The following is a 19,574-nucleotide window of genomic DNA, read 5'->3' on the forward strand; positions in this document are numbered from 1 at the left end:
CCGACAGGACGGCGTCCGGGGTCTCGGTCCAGGTTCGACTCACTCGGCGGGGCGGGTCCGCTTCGTGGTCTTCGGCAGCTTCGCCGACGGGGTGGCCTTGGCGGCGGTCGCCTTGGTGGCCCGGGTCCGCTTCACGGCGGCGGGCTTGGCCTCGACGACCTCGGCCACCTCGGCCGGGGTGGGCACCTCGGCCGGCGGGGCGGCCGGGGTGGTGACGGCCTCGGTCGCCTCGATGTCGGCGTTCACCGTGTCGGCGGCCTCCAGCACGCCCGCACCGACGACCCGCTCACCACGGGCGACCAGCTCGGCGTACGCGGCCAGGGCGCGCTCCTGCGCGGCCTGCGCGCCCGCCAGCACGGCGGCGGCGTTGCGGCCGGCGGCCTCCCGGAGCTTGTCCAGGTTGGTGGCCTCGCGGAGCTTGTCCAGGTTGGCGGTCTCCCGGAGCTTGTCCAGGTTGGCGGCCTCGCGGAGCTTGTCCAGGTCGAGGTCGGCCGAGCCGGCCTTCTCCCGGAGCCCGGTCGCGGTCAGGTTGGCGGTCCGCAGCGTCTCGGTCGCCTTCTGCCGCAGCTCGAAACCGGTGATGACGGCCTTGCCACCGAGGTCGGCGACGACCCGGGTGCCGAGGTCACCGACCACCGTGGGCAGCTTGCGCAGCTGCTGGAGGGCCAGCTCGCCGGCACCGGCGGCGGCGTAGACGGGGGCCGGGATGCGGTTGGTCTTCGGCTGGGGGGTCATGACTGCTCCTCTTCGGCCGCACCGGCGGCCTTCCGGACCACCCTGCGGGCGGTCTTCTTCTGGGGGACGGCGGTGGTCGGGGCGGGCGCGTGGCCCGCCTCGGTGACGGCGACCGACTCGAGGACCGCCTCGGTCGGGGTGCCGTCCGGTGTCGTGGGGCCGGTCGCGGCCGGCGCGACGGTGGCCGGGGCCTCCGGCGCAGCGGCCGGTTCGGCCGGTTCGGCTGCCGCCTGGGCCGTCGCGGTCGCCTCGGCGAGGCGCGCGTTCTCCCGGCGGAACGTCTCGTAGATCTGGGTGAGCGACTGCTTCTGGGCCATGGTCAGCTCGGGGTCGACGGCGATCGCCGCGAGCACGCCCTGCCCCTCCTTGTCGTCCAGCAGCCCGGCCCGCAGGTACATGGCCGGGGTGGAGACGCGCAGGGCGCTGGCGAGCTGCTGGAGCACCTCGGCGCTCGGCTTGCGCAGGCCGCGCTCGATCTGGCTCAGGTACGGGTTGCTCACGCCGGCCTGCTCGGCGAGCTGCCGCAGCGAGATCTTCGCGTTGCGGCGCAGGTCGCGAATGAACCCGCCGACGTCGGGAAGGTCCTTGCTGGTGGCCATGACTCCACGCTAGCCCGCGCTGCTAGCTGCTGCAAGCAAAATGCTTGCCAGAGTTAGCGACGTCACCGAAGGCGGTTGCGAACCCGGTGGTGCGTCCGTACGGTTCCCCCGTGGCCAAGATCGAAGTCAACGGTTCCTCCCTCGCCTACGACGAGGCCGGTAGCGGCAGCGTGGTGGTGCTGCTGCACGCCGGCATCGCCGACCGGCGGATGTGGCGCAGCCAGGTGCCCGCGCTCGCCGCCCGGCACCGGGTCGTCGCCGTCGACCTGCGCGGCTACGGCGACTCCGAGCTGCCCCCCGCCCCGTTCGCGCACCACGACGACGTGATCGGCCTGCTCGACGCGCTGGGCGTGGCGCAGGCCGCGCTGGTGGGCTGCTCGTTCGGCGGCAAGGTCGCGGTGGACACCGCGCTGGCGTACCCGGAGCGGGTCGCCGCGCTGGCCCTCTTCGGCGCCCCGGTCTCCGGCAACGAGTGGTCCGAGGAGACCGAGCAGCTCTGGGAGGAGCTGGTCGGCGACGTCGACCCGGAGGACTTCGGTGCGACCGCGGCCGGCGAGGTGCGGTTCTGGGTCGTCGGCCCGACCCGCGAGCCGGCCGACGTCGACCCGGAGCTGATCCGGTTCGCCGAGGAGATGGACCGCCGGGCGCTCGCCGCCGAGCAGGCGCTCAGCGCGGTCGAGGCGGGCGAGCTGGACCCGCCGGCGATCGACCGGTTGGCCGAGCTGCGGATGCCGGTGCTGGCCGCCGCGGGCGCGGACGACCTGGCCGACATCCGCCGGCTGGCCGACCGGATCGCCGCCGAGGCTCCCCGGGGCGTGCGGCTGCCGGACGTGCCGGACGCCGGTCACCTGCTGCCGCTGGAGCGCCCCGAGCCGGTCAACGCGGCGCTGCTCGACTTCCTCCCCTGACCGCCCGGATCACCAGACCGGGCGGACCGCCCCGACCGGCAGGCCGCCGCCGAGCAGCGGGATCTCGGCGTACTCGGCCAGCACGGGGGCGTCGACGCCGAGCCGGCGCAGCGCCGACACCAGCACCGGCATCCGGGCCCGCCCGGCGCCGTCGTCAATCTTGAGCGCGACCGCGCCGACCTCCGGCACGGCCGCCGCGATCACGCCCTCCGCGCCGACCTTGGCCAGCAGTCCGGGTACGCCGCGCATCAGCCGGGTGTCGTCGGCCTGGGTGCCACCCACCAGCTCCGGGTACGCCCGCATGGCGTCGGCCACCGTCCGCTCGACGGTGCCCGGCTCCGCGGAGACCAGCCGCAGGAAGGCGCGCGCCAGCCCGGTCAGCGAGACGGCGAGCACCGGGGCACCGCAGCCGTCCACCCCGACGGCCGCCGCCCGCTCCCCGGTGAACTCCTCGATCGCGGCGGTGAGCCGCTGCTGGAGCGGGTGCTCCGGCCGCCAGTAGCCGTCCAGCGGCCAGCCGGCGGCCAGGCAGGTGAGCAGCATGCCGGTGTGCTTGCCGGAGCAGTTCATCAGGACCCGGGACGGGCCACCCCCGGCACGCAGCACCGCCTCCCGGGCCGCCTCGCCGACCGGCAGGTCCGGCGGGCAGTGCAGCGCCTCCTCGGCCAGGCCGGCGCCGCGCAGCAGGGCGCGGACCCGCTCGACGTGGAACTCCTCGCCGGCGTGGCTCGCCGAGACCAGCGCCACGTCGGCCGGGTCGGTCAGCGGCAGGCCGGCGCGGAGCATCCCGATCGCCTGCATGGGCTTGTTCGACGACCGCGGGAAGACCGGCGAGGTGGCGTCACCCGCCCCCGACACCGGTGCGCCGGCGGCGTCGAGCACCGCCACGGACCCCCGGTGGAAGCCCTCCACGAACCCGGACCGGACCACCTCGGCGAGCGGCACGCCGCCCTCGTACGTCTTTCCCACGCAGTGGACGGTACCGACGGGCTCGACCGGGCCGGCACCGGGGTGACCAGGGACGCCGGCCGCCGGCGTACAGGGGGTGGCGGGCCGACCGTCGCTTACAGGCCGAGCAGCGCCCGGGCCTCGGTGGTGGTCAGCGGGGGGCGCTGGGCGAGTTGGGCGAACCCGACCGCGCGGGCGACCAGTTGCATGTTGGACTCGACCGGCCGGCCCTTCGCGTAGGTGACCGTGTCCTCCATGCCGACCCGCAGGTGACCGCCGGCCGAGAGCGAGGCCAGCAGCACCGGGATGGTGGTGCGGCCGATGCCGGTGGCCGAGAACGTGGTGCCCTCGGGCAGGTCGCGGAGCATCTGCTGGGCGGCCACCAGGGTGGCCGTGGTGCCCGGCATGCCACCCGGCACCCCCATCACGAAGTCGACGTGCACGTGCCCGCCGTGCGGCAGGCCGTACTTGCCGAGCAGGCGCTGGAGCGCCGTGAGGTGGCCGAGGTCGAAGATCTCGTACTCGGGGACGACGCCCTTGTCCTGCATCCGGGTGTGCAGGTCGACGATGAACTCCCAGCGGTTGAGGAACACGTCGTCGCCGAAGTTGACAGTGCCCATGGTGCAGGAGGCCATGTCGGGGCCGGCGTCGAGCACGGCCAGCCGGGCGGCCTCCGGGTCGGTCACCGCGCCGCCGGAGGAGAGCTGCACGATGAGGTCGGTGCTCTGCCGCAGCGCCGCCACGGTCTCCCGCAGCCGGCCCTGGTCGAGGGTGGGCTTCGCCTCGTCGTCGCGGATGTGGACGTGGATCACGGCGGCGCCGAGCGCCTCGCACTCCTTGGCGGTCAGCAGCAGCTCGTCGAGGGTCACCGGCAGCGCCGGCACCTCCGCCTTGGCCGACTCCGCGCCGGTGGGGGCAACCGTGATCAACGTCCCTGTGGTCATGCCGGGATCCTAGACCGCCGACTCCCCTCCGGTCGACAGCCGGAATCAGCAGAATCGGCCGCGGCGGCGGCAGGAAACAGAAGATTTTCCGCTTTGCCGCCGCCTGAGCGGCATCCCTTACGCCGGATCGATGGCGGCGGCCGTCTCCCCCACCATCAGCCGGGCGTCGTCGGCCACGTTCCGCTTGACCACGGCGAGGGCGATCTGGCCCAGCTCGAAGTGGTGCGCCGCGGTGCCCACGAAGCCGACCGCCCGGCCGTCCAGCGTCACCGGCGTGCCGGCGGCCGGCGGCTGGTCGGTGGTCACCCCGTCCAGGTGCAGCAGGACGAGTCGCCGAGGCGGCTTGCCCAGGTTGTGCACCCGGGCCACCGTCTCCTGGCCGCGATAGCAGCCCTTGTCCAGGTGCACCGCCGACCCGATCAGACCGGCCTCGGCGGGAATCGTCCGGTGGTCGGTGTCCACCCCGGCCCGGGCCTGCCGGGCGGCCACCCGCACCGCCTCGTACGCCCACAGCCCGGCCACCGGCACACCGGCGCCGCGCAGCTCGTCGACCACCTGGGGCATCGCCGCGCGGGGCACCAGCAGGTCGACGCCGAGCGCCACCCGCCGCGCCCAGCCGCCGACGGGCAGCGGCTTCACGTCGTACACGACGGAGGGCCGGGACGGCAGCTCGCCGGAGCGGAACTTCGGACCCGGCACCGCGACCACGTCGGCCGCGGCCAGGCCGGTGACCCCGAGGGTGTCGAGCGCGCCGGTGGCCTCCGGCCCGACCAGCGAGAGCAGCGCGTGGTCGGCCGTGACGTCGCGCGGGTCGACCTTGCTGAAGAACCGCATCTTCTCCAGGTAGGCAAGGAGGCCGCCGGTCATCCCGGGCTCGGTGTCCAGCCAGGTGGTCTCCCCGTCCTCGGCGACCAGGGCGTGCTGCTCGACGTGCCCGTGCGGCGAGAGCACCAGCAGCTCGGTGCCCTGCCACGGCCGCAGCGCGGCCAGGTGCTGGCTGGTCAGCGTGTGCAGCCAGGTCATCCGCTCCTCGCCGGGGACCGCGATCACGCCCCGGTGCGAGCGGTCGACCAGGCCCACGCCGGTGGCCAGGGTGCGCTGCTCGCGCATCGGGTCGCCGTAGTGGGCGGCCACCGGGCCGACCCCCGCCGCCCGGTGGGCCGGCTCGGGCTGCTCCCGGGTCTCCTCGTCGATGGCCTCGGCGGCCACCGCGCCCGCGATCTCGATCATTTGCGTTCCCCGTCCTCGCACTGGCCGCAGACGCCGAAGAGCGCCACGTGCCCGATGTCGACCTGGAATCCCCGCTGCGCGGCCAGCTGGTCGGCCAGCGGCCGGAGCAGCTCGGGGTCTATCTCGTCGATCGCACCGCACTCCCGGCAGACCAGGTGGACGTGCTGGTGCTCACCGGCCGCGTGGTAGGTCGGCGAGCCGTGCGACAGGTGGGTGTGGGTCACCAGGCCGAGGCGCTCCAGCAGCTCCAGCGTCCGGTAGATGGTGGTGATGTTGACCCCGGCGGCCACCTCGCGCACCGCCGTGTGCACCTGCTCCGGCGTGGCGTGCCCCAGGTCCAGGACGGCCTGGAGGACCAGCTGCCGCTGCGCCGTCAGCCGCAGCCCACGGGAGCGGAGCAGTTCCGCGAGCGAGGATTCGGACACCGTCCGATCATAGTTCGGCCGCCGCGCCGGTCCGCCCGCCGCCGGGGTACGCCACTACGCTGCGCTCGTGGTGGCGAGGCGGGTGGCCGTGCCGGGCCGGGGCGTCGTGCCGGCCGGTACGGCGGTGCTGCGCGGCGACGACCGGGGCGTGCTGCACGGCGACGGCCTCTTCGAGACGATGCACCTGCGCGCTGGTGGGCCCTGGCTGCGCGACGCCCACCTGGCCCGGCTGCGGGCCGGCGCGGCGGCCATCGGGCTGGCCCTGCCCCCCACCGGCGTGCTGGTCGAGCTGCTGGACACGGTCCGCGCGGGCTGGCCCCCGGAGGTCGAGGGCGCGGTGCGGCTGGTGTGCACCCGGGGGCCGGAGGGCGGCGGGCCGCCGACGGTCTACGCCACGCTGGGCGAGGTGCCGGCCGCCGCGCGCCGGGCCCGGCGGGACGGGGTGACGGTCGCCACCCTGCCGCTCGGGGTGGCCGCCCGGTCCCGCCCCGAGCTGGGCTGGCTCCCGGCCGGTGTGAAATCCACCTCGTACGCGCTGAGCACCGCCGCCCGCCGGTGGGCCGATCAGGCCGGGGTGGACGACGTGCTCTGGGTCTCCACCGACGGCTACGTGCTGGAGGCGCCCACCGCGAACGTGGTCTGGCTGAGCGGCGGGACCCTCTGCACGGTCCCGGCCGCGGCCACCGGCGTCCTCCCCGGCATCACGGCCCACTGGCTCCTGGACCACGCGGGCGAGCTGGGCCTCACCGCAGCCGAACGCCTACCCACCCTCGCCGACCTGCACGAGGCCGACGCCATCTGGCTGACGTCGTCCCTCCGCGGCCTGGCAGAGGTGACCGCCCTGGACGGCTCCCGCCGCCCCCGCTCCCCCCTGACCGCACCCCTGCTCACCCTCCTGGGCTTCCCCCACGACTGACCACCACCCCCCGACCGGCGGCGTCGATCCAGCCGCCCTCCTCCTCGGCGGCGTTGATCATGAAGTTATTGCGCCGACACGTCGGCGCGAAGGGCAATAACTTCATGATCACCGGGGCGGGGCCGGAGGGTGGGGTGGGTGGGGGTGGGGTTAGCCGGCTACTCGGGTCAGGCGGGCGGACAGGTGGGGGCTCAGGGGGTGGCCCAGGGCGGCCATCTCCTGGGCGTACAGGAGGGCGCCCTCCACGATGCCGAAGAGGCGGGCACCGGCAGTGACCTCCTTGGCGGTGGCCGTGCGCACGACCGCGTCGGTCGCGAACTCGATCTGGGTGCCCTTGCGCTTGCCGATGTGCAGCTCCATCACGCCGGTGGGCGTGGTCATGAGCGCTTCCAACTCGTCGGTGACCCGGTCGCCGTCCAGCACCGGACGCCACCAGCCCACCTCACGGCCGGCCGGGCGGACCGGGCGGCTCTGCTCGTCGAGGATCCAGGCGCGGGACTCGTAGAACAGGAACGGCCGGCCGTCGTGGCTGATCCGGATCTCCTGCGCGAAGTCGAAGTCCTCGATGGTGGGGAACCCGCCGCGACCCCGCCCGCGCCACACCCCGATGTACGGCAGCAGGCCGTCCAGGCTCCGGTGCAGCTTCGGGCCGACGCGCAGGTCGTGGCTCTCCTCGTACGGGTACGGCTCGACCGGCGGCGCGTTCAGCCACGGCGGCTGAAGCGGGTTCTCACTCACCGCGCCACCTTCGTTCGCGACTGCGGGGCTCGCAAACCCGGCTCACTCCTCGCGCTCACCGCGCCACCTTCGTTCGCGACTGCGGGGCTCGCAAACCCGGCTCACTCCTCGCGCTCACCATTTTCCTCTCGAAATTCGTACGGCAAGGTAGACCAGGCCACCGGCGAGCGCGCCCAGGCCGGCGACCAGCAGGCTGACGAACCCGATCTCGGTAACCATCCCGGCCATCCTATGCTGGGCGTCATGGCCCGCACTCTCGTCGTCAAGGCCACCGCCGGAGCCGACGCCCCGGAGCGTTGCGCGCAGGCCTTCACGGTCGCCGCCACCGCCGCGGCCGCCGGGGTGGACGTGTCGCTCTGGCTCACCGGGGAGTCGACCTGGTTCGCGCTGCCCGGGCGCGCGCAGGAATTCGAGCTGCCGCACTCCGCGCCGCTGGCCGAACTGCTGCACGTCATCCTGACCACCGGCCGGGTGACCGCCTGCACGCAGTGCGCGGCCCGCCGCGACATCGGCCCGGACGACGTCATCCCCGGCGTGCGGATCGCCGGGGCGGCGGTCTTCGTCGAGGAGGCGATGGCCGAGGGCGCCCGGGCCCTGGTCTACTGACCGACCCGGCCGCGCGGCGGATGTCCGTTCCGCGTGGACTGCCGATCCTTGCCCGACATGTCCGGCCGCTGCCTACGATCCTGATGTGGGCGAAGCGATCGAGCGGTTCTTCGCATCCCTGCCGGCGCGTGCCCCGGCGGTGCTGCGCGGGCCCACTCGCGGCCGCCTCCAGCTGGACCTGACCACCGGCAACCGCACCGAGCATTGGCTTCTCGAACTGGCGCCCGGGAGCGTCCGGGTGACCCGGGAGCAGTTGCCCGCCGACGCCGTCTTCACGGTCAGCGCCGACCTGTTCGAGGGCCTGGTCACGGGCCGGGAGGCCGGCATGGCGGCGGTGCTGCGCAACGAGGCCACGTTCAGCGGCCAGGTCGTGCTCTTCCTGCTGTTCCGCCGGTTCTTCCCCGACCCGCCCGGTGTGCGGGACCCCCGGGAGACGGCCCGCGAACAGGTCCGGCGATCGACGTGAAGGAACGCGTCAGCATCCTGGACGGCAACACCTTCCTGGTCAGCGACCGGCGCGGCGACATCGAGCCGTCGTTCGACTTCCCCACCGGGCTGTTCTCCTTCGACACCCGGTTCATCTCGACCTGGCTGCTCACCCTCAACGGGCAGCGGCTCCACGCGCTCTCGATCGACGACACCCTGTCGTACCGGACCCGGTTCTTCCTGGTGCCCGGGGAGCCGACGCACTACCTGGACGCCAAGGTCTCGATGATCCGCAGCCGGTCGATCGGCGGCAGCTTCGAGGAGGAGCTGACCCTGCTCAACCACTCCGGGCAGGAGGTGGAGTTCGTCGTCCGGCTGGACATCGGCTCCGACTTCGCCGACCTGTTCGAGATCAAGCACCGGCGGCAGAAGAAGGGGCACACCACACCCACGGTCGGCGAGAACCAGCTGCGGCTCACCTACCGGCGGGAAGGGTTCCACCGGGAGGCTGTGGTGGAGAGCAGCGCGCCCACCGAGGTCGACCGGGAGGGGATGACCTTCCGGCTCCGGGTCGGGCCGCACGGCGAGTGGACCACCCGGCTGCACGTGGCGACGAAGATCTACGGGGCCCGGGGCGAGGACATCCGGTCCACCCTGCCGCTCGGCGGCCAGCGCTCGGTGGGGGCCATCAACGCCGAGCAGAACGCGCTGATCGCGCGGGCACCGAAGCTGGGCTGCGACTGCCAGCCGCTGGCCGGGGCGTACCGGCGCAGCCTCAACGACCTGGCCGCCCTCCGGTACGAGTCGATCGCGCTGGGCGTGCGGCTGCTCGCCGCCGGCCTGCCCTGGTTCATGACCCTGTTCGGGCGGGACAGCATCTTCACCTCGCTCCAGGTGCTGCCGTTCCTGCCGGAACTGGTCCCGCCGACCATCCTCATGCTGGCCGGCCTCCAGGGCAGCCGGGTGGACGACTTCCGGGACGAGGAGCCCGGCAAGATCCTGCACGAGCTGCGCTACGGCGAGACGGCCGGCTTCGAGGAGCAGCCGCACTCGCCGTACTTCGGCTCGGCCGACACCACGGCGCTCTTCGTCATCCTGCTCGACGAGTACGAGCGGTGGACCGGGGACGCGAAGCTGGTCAGGCAGCTCGAACACGAGACGCGGGGCGCGCTGGCCTGGCTCGACACGTACGGGGACCTGCTCGGCACGGGCTACGTCTGGTACATGACCCGCAACCCGGAGACCGGCCTGGCGAACCAGTGCTGGAAGGACTCCTGGGACTCGATCTCCTACTCCGACGGCCGGCTGCCGCCCTTCCCGCGGGCCACCTGCGAACTGCAGGGCTACGCGTACGACGCCAAGCTGCGGGGCGCCCGGCTGGCGCGGACCTTCTGGAACGACCCGGCGTACGCCGACCGGCTGGAGCGGGAGGCCGCGGCGCTGAAGGAGCGCTTCAACCGGGACTTCTGGATTCCCGGGCGGGAGTACTACGCGCTCGCCCTGGACCCGGACGGGCGGCACGTGGACGCGCTCAGCTCCAACATCGGCCACCTGCTCTGGAGCGGCATCGTCGACGAGTCCCGGGCGGCGACCGTCGCCGGGCACCTGCTCGGGCCGCGGCTCTTCTCCGGCTGGGGCGTCCGGACCCTCGCCGACGACCAGGGCCGCTACAACCCCATCGGCTACCACGTGGGCACGGTCTGGCCGTTCGACAACTCGATCATCGCCTGGGGCCTGTGGAAGTACGGCTTCCGGGACGAGGCCGGGCAGATCTGCGACGCGATGCTGAGCGCGTCCCGCTTCTTCAACGGGCGGCTCCCCGAGGCGTTCGCCGGCTACGAGCGCGGACTCACCGACTATCCGGTGGAGTACCCGACCGCGTGCAGCCCGCAGGCCTGGTCGGCCGGCACCCCGCTGCTGCTGCTGCGGGTGATGCTCGGCCTGGAGCCGCAGGGCGAGCATCTGATCATCGATCCCGCCGTTCCCGGCGGGATGGGCCGGGTGGAGCTGCTGGACATCCCCGGCCGGTGGGGCCGGGTGGACGCCCTGGGGCGTAGTCGCGGGCCGCACGACCAGCGCCACGGGCACTGACCGCGGGGTCAGGCCGGGCAGGGACTGGTGACCGCCACCCGCACCCGGTCGTCAACCCGCTCGGCGAGCACCGCGAAGCTGCCGCGCAGGGCGTACTCCTCGGCGGAGTCACGGAGCACCAGGGAGCCGCCGGCGGCATCCGGGAAGGCCGCCGCGAGCGGAGAACCGACCGGTCCGCCGGCCGTCTCGGCCCGGGCCGTGCGGACCGTTCCCCCTCCGGGGCAGGGCGCCGCGAGGACCTGGACGGGACCGCCGGCGCCGCCCCAGCGGCCCACGGCCCGGCCTGCCTCCGCGGTCTCGGCCGGGGCGTCGGCTGCCGGCGGCCGGTAGCCCGCCCCGACCGGACGGCAGCCGGTGGCCGCGGTGAGCTCCACCCGGCCGGGCCCGGCGGGCCGGCCCTCGACGGTGACGAACTCCCCCGCGTCGGCGCGCAGCCGCGGCTGGCCGTCGAACGCCGAGACGCCCGCCCGCCAGTCCGGTGGCAGCCGGTCGGCCACCCGCTGGAGCAGTTGGCGTACGTCGTCGTCGCCGGCCAGCACGACCGCCACGCCGCGCTCCAACTCGGCGCCGTCGTCCAGGGGCGTGATCCGGCAGCCCCGCTCGATCCGGTCCGGCAGGAGCGCCGGCACCCCGTCCCGCCCGACCGCGGCGGTCAGCCGGCCGAGCGCCCGGTCCACCACGGGACCGGCCTGGTCCAGCGAGCGCTGCTCCTTCACGGTCGGCGGGTCGTGCCGCACCGACCACCAGGTGAGCCCGGCGAGCAGCACCGCCCACGCCGCCGTGGCGGCCACCAGCCAGCGCAGCCGACGCCGGCCGGGGGCCGGCTGGTCGGGACGGGTCGGCGGGGCGTATCCCGCCTGGACGGCCTCACTCACCGGGCCATGGTGTCACGCCGCGACGACCGACCGTGCCGCGCCTCGACACACCCGGCGATCAGCCCGCCGGGCGCCGGAACGGCTCGTGGCCCGCCGTCCCTCGACGTTCGGCGGAGCGGGACGGCGGGCGCCGGAACGGCTCGTGGCCCGCCGTCCCTCGACGTTCCGCGGAGCGGGACGGCGGGCGCCGGAACGGCTCGTGGCCCGCCGTCCCTCGTGGGACGGCGGGCCACGATCAGAGCGTGGGTCAGGCGGCGACCGTGACGGTCACCTCGTTGATCCCGCGGGCGGCGGTGACGGCGGTGTCGCCGTTGCCGTGCCGGGAGAGCGCCCGCAGGGTCCAGCTGCCCGGCGCGGCGAAGAACCGGAACTGGCCGGCCGGGGAGGTCACCACCTCGGCGGTGAACTCGCCCGTCGAGTCGAGCAGCCGGACGTACGCGCCCGGCACGGCCTCGCCGGACTCGGCCGTGACCAGGCCGGTGATGACGGTTTCCTTCTCCAGGTCCAGGCTGGCCGGGAGGGGGGCGGCCTGGTCCGGGGCGGCGCAGCCCGCGGCGGTGGGAGCAGTCACCAGAATCACGCCCCCCCGACAGAGCTGTCCGACCCGGCTTCGCCGGGAGTGTCACCGAGCGCGACCGGCACGCCGACCAGCGAGCCGTACTCGGTCCAGGAGCCGTCGTAGTTCTTCACGTTGCGGTGGCCGAGCAGCTCCTGGAGCACGAACCAGGTGTGCGAGGAGCGCTCGCCGATCCGGCAGTAGGCGATCGTCTCCTTGCCGTCGTCCAGGCCCGCGTCGGCGTAGATCCGGCGGAGCTCGTCGTCGGACTTGAACGTGCCGTCCTCGTTGGCCGCCTTGGACCACGGGACGCTGATCGCGGTCGGCACGTGGCCGGCCCGCTGGGCCTGCTCCTGCGGGAGGTGGGCCGGGGCGAGCAGCCGGCCGGCGTACTCGTCGGGGCTGCGCACGTCGACCAGGTTCTTGGTGCCGATCGCGGCGACGACCTCGTCGCGGAAGGCGCGGATCGAGGTGTCCGGCGCCTGCGCGACGTACTGCGTCGCGGGGCGCTGCACCGTGTCGGTGACCAGCGGGCGGGCGTCCAGCTCCCACTTCTTCCGGCCGCCGTCGAGCAGCTTGACGTCCCGGTGGCCGTAGAGCTTGAAGTACCAGTACGCGTACGCGGCGAACCAGTTGTTGTTGCCGCCGTAGAGGATGACGGTGTCGTCGTTGCCGATGCCGCGCTCGGAGAGCAGCGCGGCGAACTGGTCCTGGTTGACGAAGTCCCGGCGCACCGGGTCCTGGAGGTCGGTGCGCCAGTCGAGCTTGACGGCGCCCGCGATGTGGCCGGTGTCGTAGGCCGAGGTGTCCTCGTCGACCTCGACGAAGACGACGCCCGGGGCGTCGATGTTCTTCTCGGCCCACTCGGCCGAGACGAGTGCGGTGTCGCGACTCATCAGATCACTCCCTGTGAGGATGGATGGTGAGCCAGCGCGCGGAGATCGAAGTTGGTGATTGTCGCACCACGCGCGGGACCCAGAGCTAGGAACGGATCACGGGTACGTGCGACGGCGCCGCTGCCGGGCGAAGAGGGGAAACCGGAGGGTACGCGGACCCTGTGTGCCGGTGGCCGCTAAGCGGCCGAGGACAGCCCCGCCGTCAGATGACGGGGCGACACAGGCAGGTGGCCACGCGGCACAGGTCGACCGCGCGCCGTTTGGTGAGGAGCGTCCCCATGGAAAGGGAGACTACCAGTCGGCCCGGAGGCTGCCACCGGGCCGACCAGCATCCGGGACACGGCCGGGACGGCGGGCGGCGGCTCAGCCGGCGGAGTTGATCGGCACGTTCCGCGCGTCGGCGGTGACCACGAGACCCTCCGGCTTCGGCTCCACCTTGCGCACGTTGAGCTGGAAGGGCAGCTCCGGCAGGGGCACGTCGATCGAGATGCCCTTGGCGTAGTTGGCCAGCAGCGTCTTGGCGAGCGGCAGGTTGGGCAGGCCCTCGGCGGTCACGTCGTTGAACCGCAGGGCCACCTTGCCGCCCGCGACCGTCACGTCGGCGGTGCCGTTGACGGTCAGCTTGGCACCGAGGATGTCCACCGGCGCGGTGACCGCGAGCTTGCCGTTCCGCTCGCCGAGGGTGAGCCCGGGGCGGTCGAGCAGCTTCGCCAGGCTGTCGTAGGTCACCGTGCCCCGGCCGTCGACGGTCTCGGCCACCACGTCACCCTGGCCGGAGCGGAGGGTGTCCAGCGACGCCTTGACGTCGCGGGCGTCCACGTCCAGCCGCGGCACGCTGACCGCGTCGCCCTGCACGTTGCCCTGCACGTCGGTGAGCACGATCGAGATGTGCTCGTACTTCCCGGCGAGCACCTGGGTGAGGAACGGGAAGCCACCGACCTCGACCCGGGGCGCTGAGGACTGCGCGTCCTGCTTGGCGACCTCTTTCTTCACCTGGTCGGCGATGGCGCGCTCGGCGACGCCGGCGGCCACCCGGTCGGCGACCACCAGGAGCCCGGCCAGGACCAGCAGCAGGACGACGAAACCGACCAGCACCTTCCGGCCCCGCCGCCGGGGTCGGCCCTCGTTCGCCGGGTACGCCTCTGCCACGCCGCCTCCTGACTCCGCCGCATCACCGCGTCTCGCGGCGCAACGGTACTTACCCGAGGCGCCGTCGCCCCAACCGCGGGCTCAGAGGAAGAGCACGCACATGGCGTACGCGGCCGGCGCGGCGAGCGCGAAGCCGCCGAGCGGGCCCTGCATGTGCCGGGCCACCCACATGGTCGGCGGCTCGCCGGCCATCAGCCGGCCCGCCTCGGCGTACCCCACGGCGAGGTCGGCCAGGACGGCGGTGCCGGCGGTGACCAGGCCGACCAGCGCGGCGCTGGTCGGGGTGAAGCCGACCAGGTAGCTGCCGAGCACGGCGCTGGTCAGGGTGCCGAGCATGGCGCCGGCAACCACGCCGGCGGCCCCCCGGGGCACCTGCGGGGCGAGCCGCGGCCAGGGGGCCACCGCGTCGGTCAGCCGGGCCACCAGCAGGGCCACGCCGGTGGCGGTGAGGCAGACGGTGATCGCCTGAGTGCCTTTCGGGATCCGGCTGAGCACGATCAGCGTGGCGAAGGCGACCACCCCCACGACGATCAGCAGGGTGCCGCCCAGCGAGTCGGTCACCCGGACCCGGTCCACCCGGCGGAAGAGCTGGCCCAGCACTGCGAGCACCAGGCCGGCGGCCGCCGCGTAGCCGAGGGGGGCCAGGCCGGCGATGTCCGACTGCACCGCGGCGGCGTCGGCGATCCCGGCCGCGGCGGCGCTGACCAGCGCGACGACCAGCAGCGCGGGCGGCCGCATGGCCATGGTCCAGGCCAGCACGAAGAGCAGTTGGACGCCGAAGATGATGAACGCGAAGGGCAGCCGGTGCCCGGGGCCGGCGGTCTGCGCGCCGAGCACCAGGCCGACGCCGAGCAGCGCGGCGAAGCCCGCGACGGTCAGCGCGAGCGGGCGGCGCACCGGGACCGGAGGCACCTCCTCCTCGGGCGTCTCCTCGGGCTCGTCGTCGGGGCGCCGGCCCGGCCCGCCCTTGCGGAGCCGGCGGGGGCCCTTCCGCTCCCGCCCGCCGCCGCTGTCGTCGGCCGGGCCGGTGCGCGGGGCCGGCGGGTAGCCACGGGCGGGGCCGGCGGGCCTGGAGGCCGCGTCGTCGGGCCACGGTTCACGGCCGGTGTCGGGCGAGGTGGAGGGAAACACGCACCGATCGTGCCAGACCCGGCCGGTCGGGCGGAGTCACGGTTTCGGCAACGTTAAAACCTGAGCCGCGATCAGGGGCAGAACAGACAAACAGGAAAGGGTGCGGAGGTGACGGCCGGGCGATCGGTTACGCTCAAGCCGTTACCCGCCCGTCAGCGACGCCGGGACCCACGCAAATTCTCAGCGCCACCCGTCACGGAGTGCCGCTGGTCGCGCGCGGCCGGAGGGCCGCCGGGACGGAGGTGATCGTGTGGAGCTCCTGCTGCTGGTGACCGCGCGCGCAGGTGAACCATCGGCGGTGCTGCCGGCGCTCGACCTGCTGCCGCACTCGGTCCGCACCGCGCCGCGCGACGTCCGCACGCTGGTCTCCGGCCCGACCCCGGACGCCGTCCTGGTGGACGCCCGCGCCGAGTTGAGCGAGGCCCGCGCGACCTGCCGGATGCTGCACGCCACCGGGCTGGGCGTCCCGCTGGTCGCGGTCGTCACCGAGGCCGGGCTGATCGCGCTCAACGCCGACTGGGGCGTGGACGACGTGATCCTGGCCGGCGCGGGTCCCGCGGAGGTGGAGGCCCGGCTGCGGCTCGCGGTCGGCCGGCTGAGCAACGCGACGGCGGGTGCCGGCGGTTCGATCCGGGCCGGCGAGCTGACCATCGACCCGGACACCTACGCGGCGAAGCTGAAGGGCCGCCCGCTCGACCTCACCTACAAGGAGTTCGAGCTGCTGAAGTTCCTGGCCCAGCACCCGGGCCGGGTGTTCACGCGGGACCAGTTGCTGCGTGAGGTCTGGGGCTACGACTACTTCGGCGGCACCCGCACGGTCGACGTGCACGTCCGGCGGCTGCGCGCCAAGCTCGGCTCGGAGTACGAGTCGATGATCGGCACGGTGCGCCAGGTGGGCTACAAGTTCGTCGTGCCGCCGTCGCGCTCGCTGCCGGAGTCGGAGCCCGCCTCGCTGCCCGTCTGAGCCCAGGCTTCCGCCACGTCCCCGATCGGGGAGGATTACCCCCTTTAGCCCTATTTGCCCGCTCGGTCAGCCCTACTCTGACTGCCGGGATCTGCCGGGCGAAGGGGGCGACGGTGCGTGTGTTGACCACGGGGGCGAAGAACGGCCGGGCGGGCTGATGTCGGCCTCGACGCTCCGGGCGGCCGGGATGGTGACGGTGGTGGTGGCCGCGCTGCTCGGCTCCGCGTTCGCGCTCGGCCGCAGCCTCATGCCCGAGCAGCCGCACCGGAACGCCGGCGTGGCCGCCAGCGTCCACGCCCCGCGCTACGGCGACCAGCCGCCCAGCACCGAGTTCCCCGGCCCGCCCGCCGGCGACCACGGCGAGCCGAGCCCCGACGCCAGCCCGAGTGCCCCGGGCAGCGGCCGCCAGGCCGACGACAGCACGGGCCCGTACGGCGCGGAGATCAGCACCGGCTCGGCCCGGATCGCGCTGACCTTCGACGACGGCCCCGACCCACAGTGGACACCCCAGGTGCTCGCCCTGCTCAAGGAGTACGGGGTGCGGGCCACCTTCTGCGTGGTCGGCGAGAACGCCGAGGCCCACCCGGACCTGGTCCGGTCGATCGTGGCCGACGGTCACACCATCTGCAACCACTCCTGGAACCACGACATCACGCTGGGCGAGCGCTCGCCGGAGGCGATCCGGGACGACCTGGTGCGCACCAACGACGCGATCCTGGCGGCGGCACCGGACGCGCGGATCGCGTACTTCCGGCAGCCGGGTGGCGCCTGGACGTCCCCGGTGGTGTCGGTCTGTGAGGGGATGGGCATGACGCCGCTGCACTGGGCGGTGGACCCCACGGACTGGCAGGCGCCCGGCGCGGACAAGATCACCGAGGCGGTGCTGTCCCAGACCGGGCCGGGCTCGATCGTGCTCATGCACGACGCGGGCGGCGACCGCTCCGGCACGGTCGAGGCGTTGCAGCGCCTGCTTCCCGAACTGCTGCGGCGTTTCCAGCTCGAGGCGCTGCCCACCGGCACCACGTGACCACCGCCACCGCCCGGTGCCCGCGTCCGGCATGATCGGCGGCCCGCCGGCCGCTACGGTGGCGGGATGAGCAGCACCACGCCGACCGCCGACCGTGTCGCCCGCGCCGACCGGCTGGCGCCGGTCGAGGTCGCCGAGGTGCTGGCGCTGGCCCGCACCGCCGGTGACGCGGACGGCGCCGACCCGCTCGACGAGCACGTGCTGCTCCGGCTGCGCGACCCCGAGGCCCCCGCCGTGCACCTCACCGCCCGCGCCGCCGACGACACCCTGACCGGGTACGCCCACCTCGACACCACCGACCCCGCCGAGGGGATCGGCGTGGAGCTGGTGGTGCATCCGGCGTACCGGCGGCGCGGCACCGGGCGGGCCCTCGCCCGGGGCGTGCTGGCCGCCGCCTCCGGGCCGCTGCGCGCCTGGGCGCACGGCGACCACCCGTCGGCCGCCGCGCTCGCGGTCGACCTGGGCTTCACCCGCGCCCGGGTGCTCTGGCAGCTGCGCCGCCCGCTGACCGCCGCGCTGCCCGAGCCCGCCCTGCCGGAGGGTGTACGGCTGCGCGCGTTCCGCCCCGGCGAGGACGACGACGCCTGGCTGGCGGTCAACAACGCCGCCTTCGCCCAGCACCCCGAGCAGGGCCGGTGGACCACCGACGACCTGCGGGTGCGCCTCTCCGAGCCGTGGTTCGACCCGGCCGGTTTCCTGCTCGCGGAGGACTCGGCCACCGGCCGGCTGCTCGGCTTCCACTGGACGAAGGTGCACGAGCGCCCGGGCTCGGCCCGGATCGGCGAGGTCTACGTGCTCGGCGTGGACCCGTCGGCGCACCGCGGCGGCCTCGGCCGGGCGCTCACCACGGCCGGCCTGTCCTACCTGCGGGACCGGCGAGGGCTGGACCGGGTGATGCTCTACGTGGACGACTCCAACGGCGCCGCCGTGGCCCTCTACGAGCGCCTCGGCTTCGCCCGCTGGTCGGCGCACGTCAACTACCACCTCGGCTGACGCCCGGCGCCACCTCCTCGACCCCGCGGCGGCGGTCACGACCGCGTCACGCGGTGGCCTCGGCCGGATAACGGCTGCCCGGAAAAATCGTATTATTGGCGATAGCGGGCTGCGGGTTCACGAAATGGACAACGGGCCCTCAGGCGACGGCCATCCGGCCGGCCGCGCCTGTTCATCTTCCGTTCATTTCCGACCGGCGAACCGTCTACCTGGCACTTCTACCTTTCCTTTCAGCCGGTCAGCGCCGGCACCCGGGAGACCGGGCGACCTGACAAAGACGTGAAGGGAAACCCCTCAGGTGAAGCTCCAGCGGCACGGCGCCATTGCCTGCCTCGCTCTTACCGCGGTGCTCGGTCTCAGCGCCTGCGGCTCGGACAACAACGAGCCGACCGGCACCTCCGCCTCCGGCTCCGCCGCCGCGGTCGACTGCGGCAAGGGCACGCTGAACGCGCAGGGCTCCTCCGCGCAGAAGAACGCCATGGCCGAGTGGATCAAGGCGTACCAGCAGAAGTGCTCCGGCACCACGATCAACTACGAGCCCAGCGGCTCGGGCGCCGGCGTCCAGGCGTTCATCGCCGGCACCGCCGACTTCGCCGGCTCCGACTCCGCGCTCAAGGAGGACGAGCAGCCGAAGGCGGACGCCAAGTGCGCCGGCGGCCAGGCCCTCAACCTGCCGATGGTGATCGGCCCGGTCGCGATCGTCTACAACGTCAGCGGCGCGGACAACCTCCAGTTCAGCCCGGCCACCCTGGCGAAGATCTTCGCCGGCAAGGTGACCAAGTGGGACGACGCGGCGATCAAGGCCGACAACCCGGACGCCAAGCTGCCGTCGACCGCGATCCAGGCGGTGCACCGCTCCGACGAGTCGGGCACCACCGACAACTTCACCAAGTACCTGTCGAAGACCGCCGAGGCGGACTGGACCTTCGAGAACTCCAAGGCGTGGAAGGCCCCGGGCGGCGTCGGTGCGGCGAAGTCCGACGGCGTGGCCAGCAAGGTCAAGGGCACCGAGGGCACGATCAGCTACGTCGAGTGGTCCTACGCCGAGAACTCCGCCCTGAAGATGGCGAAGGTCAAGAACGGCAACGGTGAGTTCGTCGAGCTGACCGGCGACTCGGCCGGCAAGACCATCGCCGGGGCCAAGTTCGAGGGCCAGGGCAACGACCTCAAGATGTCGATCGACTACAACACCAAGGAGGCCGGGGCGTACCCGATCGTCCTGGCGACCTACGAGATCGTCTGCAGCAAGGGCCTCGCCGCCGACAAGCTGCCGCTGGTCAAGGGCCTGCTGAGCCACGCCGCCAGCTCCGAGGGCCAGCAGGAGCTGGTCGAGCTGGGCTACGCCCCGCTGCCCGAGACCGTCCGCACCAAGGTCGAGACCGCGGTCAAGAGCCTCTCCTGACGCACTGACCACACA

23 protein-coding genes are annotated in these 19,574 nt (G+C 73.8%); 9 read left to right on the forward strand and 14 right to left on the reverse strand.

Translation table 11 applies throughout. The annotated features are described in order from the left end of the window. Positions 1-39: 39 nt before the first annotated feature. On the reverse strand, positions 40-735 hold the full coding sequence (locus tag ACZ6PY_RS12370) for a hypothetical protein (protein ID WP_466071575.1): 696 nt from the start codon (positions 733-735) through the stop codon (positions 40-42). After that, positions 732-1,334: a helix-turn-helix domain-containing protein gene (locus ACZ6PY_RS12375; protein WP_466071577.1), complete on the reverse strand. Its 603-nt coding sequence runs from the start codon at positions 1,332-1,334 to the stop codon at positions 732-734. Before ACZ6PY_RS12375 ends, ACZ6PY_RS12370 begins: the two co-directional genes overlap by 4 nt. 110 nt (positions 1,335-1,444) lie before the next feature. Between ACZ6PY_RS12375 and ACZ6PY_RS12380 the strand changes: the two genes are divergently transcribed. Further along, positions 1,445-2,242 carry an alpha/beta fold hydrolase gene (locus tag ACZ6PY_RS12380; RefSeq protein WP_466071578.1) on the forward strand — a complete coding sequence of 266 codons (798 nt, stop codon included), beginning with the start codon at positions 1,445-1,447 and terminating at the stop codon, positions 2,240-2,242. A 9-nt stretch (positions 2,243-2,251) separates the two neighbouring features. Here the strand turns inward: ACZ6PY_RS12380 and ACZ6PY_RS12385 are convergent, their stop codons facing one another. The 4 genes from ACZ6PY_RS12385 to ACZ6PY_RS12400 all read right to left on the reverse strand — a co-directional run bounded on the left by ACZ6PY_RS12385 (position 2,252) and on the right by ACZ6PY_RS12400 (position 5,789). Then, on the reverse strand, positions 2,252-3,211 hold the full coding sequence (locus ACZ6PY_RS12385; RefSeq protein ID WP_466071580.1) for an asparaginase: 960 nt from the start codon (positions 3,209-3,211) through the stop codon (positions 2,252-2,254). Positions 3,212-3,306: 95 nt separating this feature from the next. Further along, positions 3,307-4,134, reverse strand: coding sequence for a beta-keto acid cleavage family enzyme (locus ACZ6PY_RS12390; RefSeq protein WP_466071582.1), 828 nt, complete (start codon positions 4,132-4,134; stop codon positions 3,307-3,309). A gap of 117 nt (positions 4,135-4,251) precedes the next feature. After that, positions 4,252-5,364, reverse strand: coding sequence for a CAF17-like 4Fe-4S cluster assembly/insertion protein YgfZ (gene ygfZ, locus ACZ6PY_RS12395; protein WP_466071584.1), 1,113 nt, complete (start codon positions 5,362-5,364; stop codon positions 4,252-4,254). Continuing rightward, a complete protein-coding gene (locus ACZ6PY_RS12400; RefSeq protein WP_262282865.1) occupies positions 5,361-5,789 on the reverse strand; it encodes a Fur family transcriptional regulator in 429 nt (142 codons plus the stop codon). Before ACZ6PY_RS12400 ends, ygfZ begins: the two co-directional genes overlap by 4 nt. Positions 5,790-5,856: 67 nt before the next feature. Here ACZ6PY_RS12400 and ACZ6PY_RS12405 point away from each other — a divergent pair, with 67 nt between their 5' ends. Beyond that, on the forward strand, positions 5,857-6,705 hold the full coding sequence (locus tag ACZ6PY_RS12405; RefSeq protein WP_466071587.1) for an aminotransferase class IV: 849 nt from the start codon (positions 5,857-5,859) through the stop codon (positions 6,703-6,705). 150 nt (positions 6,706-6,855) lie between these two features. Here the strand turns inward: ACZ6PY_RS12405 and ACZ6PY_RS12410 are convergent, their stop codons facing one another. Continuing rightward, complete coding sequence (locus tag ACZ6PY_RS12410; RefSeq protein WP_466071589.1) at positions 6,856-7,443, reverse strand: heme-binding beta-barrel domain-containing protein; 588 nt, start codon at positions 7,441-7,443, stop codon at positions 6,856-6,858. 114 nt (positions 7,444-7,557) lie between these two features. Continuing rightward, the gene (gene mtfM, locus ACZ6PY_RS12415; protein ID WP_046570768.1) at positions 7,558-7,662 is read right to left on the reverse strand and encodes a small membrane protein MtfM; all 105 of its coding nucleotides are present in this window, start codon (positions 7,660-7,662) and stop codon (positions 7,558-7,560) included. A gap of 12 nt (positions 7,663-7,674) precedes the next feature. Between mtfM and ACZ6PY_RS12420 the strand changes: the two genes are divergently transcribed. The 3 genes from ACZ6PY_RS12420 to ACZ6PY_RS12430 all read left to right on the forward strand — a co-directional run bounded on the left by ACZ6PY_RS12420 (position 7,675) and on the right by ACZ6PY_RS12430 (position 10,566). Next, a complete protein-coding gene (locus ACZ6PY_RS12420) occupies positions 7,675-8,049 on the forward strand; it encodes a DsrE family protein (protein WP_466071591.1) in 375 nt (124 codons plus the stop codon). Positions 8,050-8,134: 85 nt separating this feature from the next. Further along, a complete protein-coding gene (locus ACZ6PY_RS12425; RefSeq protein ID WP_466071593.1) occupies positions 8,135-8,515 on the forward strand; it encodes an SCP2 sterol-binding domain-containing protein in 381 nt (126 codons plus the stop codon). Continuing rightward, positions 8,512-10,566, forward strand: a complete 2,055-nt coding sequence (locus ACZ6PY_RS12430) for an amylo-alpha-1,6-glucosidase (protein ID WP_466071595.1) — start codon at positions 8,512-8,514, stop codon at positions 10,564-10,566. Before ACZ6PY_RS12425 ends, ACZ6PY_RS12430 begins: the two co-directional genes overlap by 4 nt. 8 nt (positions 10,567-10,574) lie before the next feature. Here ACZ6PY_RS12430 and ACZ6PY_RS12435 read toward each other — a convergent pair whose 3' ends face one another. The 6 genes from ACZ6PY_RS12435 to ACZ6PY_RS12460 all read right to left on the reverse strand — a co-directional run bounded on the left by ACZ6PY_RS12435 (position 10,575) and on the right by ACZ6PY_RS12460 (position 15,173). Beyond that, positions 10,575-11,441 (reverse strand): hypothetical protein, encoded by an 867-nt coding sequence (locus tag ACZ6PY_RS12435; protein ID WP_466071597.1) that lies wholly within the window; start codon positions 11,439-11,441, stop codon positions 10,575-10,577. Positions 11,442-11,688: 247 nt separating this feature from the next. Continuing rightward, positions 11,689-12,021: a DUF1416 domain-containing protein gene (locus tag ACZ6PY_RS12440; RefSeq protein WP_466071599.1), complete on the reverse strand. Its 333-nt coding sequence runs from the start codon at positions 12,019-12,021 to the stop codon at positions 11,689-11,691. After that, positions 12,018-12,893 (reverse strand): sulfurtransferase, encoded by an 876-nt coding sequence (locus ACZ6PY_RS12445; RefSeq protein ID WP_313724240.1) that lies wholly within the window; start codon positions 12,891-12,893, stop codon positions 12,018-12,020. Before ACZ6PY_RS12445 ends, ACZ6PY_RS12440 begins: the two co-directional genes overlap by 4 nt. 202 nt (positions 12,894-13,095) lie before the next feature. Then, positions 13,096-13,173, reverse strand: a complete 78-nt coding sequence (locus ACZ6PY_RS12450) for an Ms5788A family Cys-rich leader peptide (RefSeq protein WP_311202345.1) — start codon at positions 13,171-13,173, stop codon at positions 13,096-13,098. A gap of 83 nt (positions 13,174-13,256) precedes the next feature. Next, a complete protein-coding gene (locus ACZ6PY_RS12455) occupies positions 13,257-14,042 on the reverse strand; it encodes an LmeA family phospholipid-binding protein (protein ID WP_466071601.1) in 786 nt (261 codons plus the stop codon). 81 nt (positions 14,043-14,123) lie between these two features. Continuing rightward, the gene (locus tag ACZ6PY_RS12460; protein WP_466071603.1) at positions 14,124-15,173 is read right to left on the reverse strand and encodes a hypothetical protein; all 1,050 of its coding nucleotides are present in this window, start codon (positions 15,171-15,173) and stop codon (positions 14,124-14,126) included. A gap of 250 nt (positions 15,174-15,423) precedes the next feature. Between ACZ6PY_RS12460 and ACZ6PY_RS12465 the strand changes: the two genes are divergently transcribed. From ACZ6PY_RS12465 to pstS, 4 genes are all read left to right on the forward strand, one after another. Beyond that, positions 15,424-16,137, forward strand: coding sequence for a winged helix-turn-helix transcriptional regulator (locus ACZ6PY_RS12465; RefSeq protein WP_466071604.1), 714 nt, complete (start codon positions 15,424-15,426; stop codon positions 16,135-16,137). A gap of 157 nt (positions 16,138-16,294) precedes the next feature. Beyond that, positions 16,295-17,164 (forward strand): polysaccharide deacetylase family protein, encoded by an 870-nt coding sequence (locus tag ACZ6PY_RS12470; RefSeq protein ID WP_466071606.1) that lies wholly within the window; start codon positions 16,295-16,297, stop codon positions 17,162-17,164. A 66-nt stretch (positions 17,165-17,230) separates the two neighbouring features. Beyond that, positions 17,231-18,157 (forward strand): mycothiol synthase, encoded by a 927-nt coding sequence (mshD, locus tag ACZ6PY_RS12475; protein WP_466071608.1) that lies wholly within the window; start codon positions 17,231-17,233, stop codon positions 18,155-18,157. A 298-nt stretch (positions 18,158-18,455) separates the two neighbouring features. Next, positions 18,456-19,559: a phosphate ABC transporter substrate-binding protein PstS gene (gene pstS / locus ACZ6PY_RS12480; RefSeq protein ID WP_466071609.1), complete on the forward strand. Its 1,104-nt coding sequence runs from the start codon at positions 18,456-18,458 to the stop codon at positions 19,557-19,559. Positions 19,560-19,574: the final 15 nt, after the last annotated feature.

Source organism: Micromonospora sp. NPDC048907 (genome assembly GCF_055586885.1).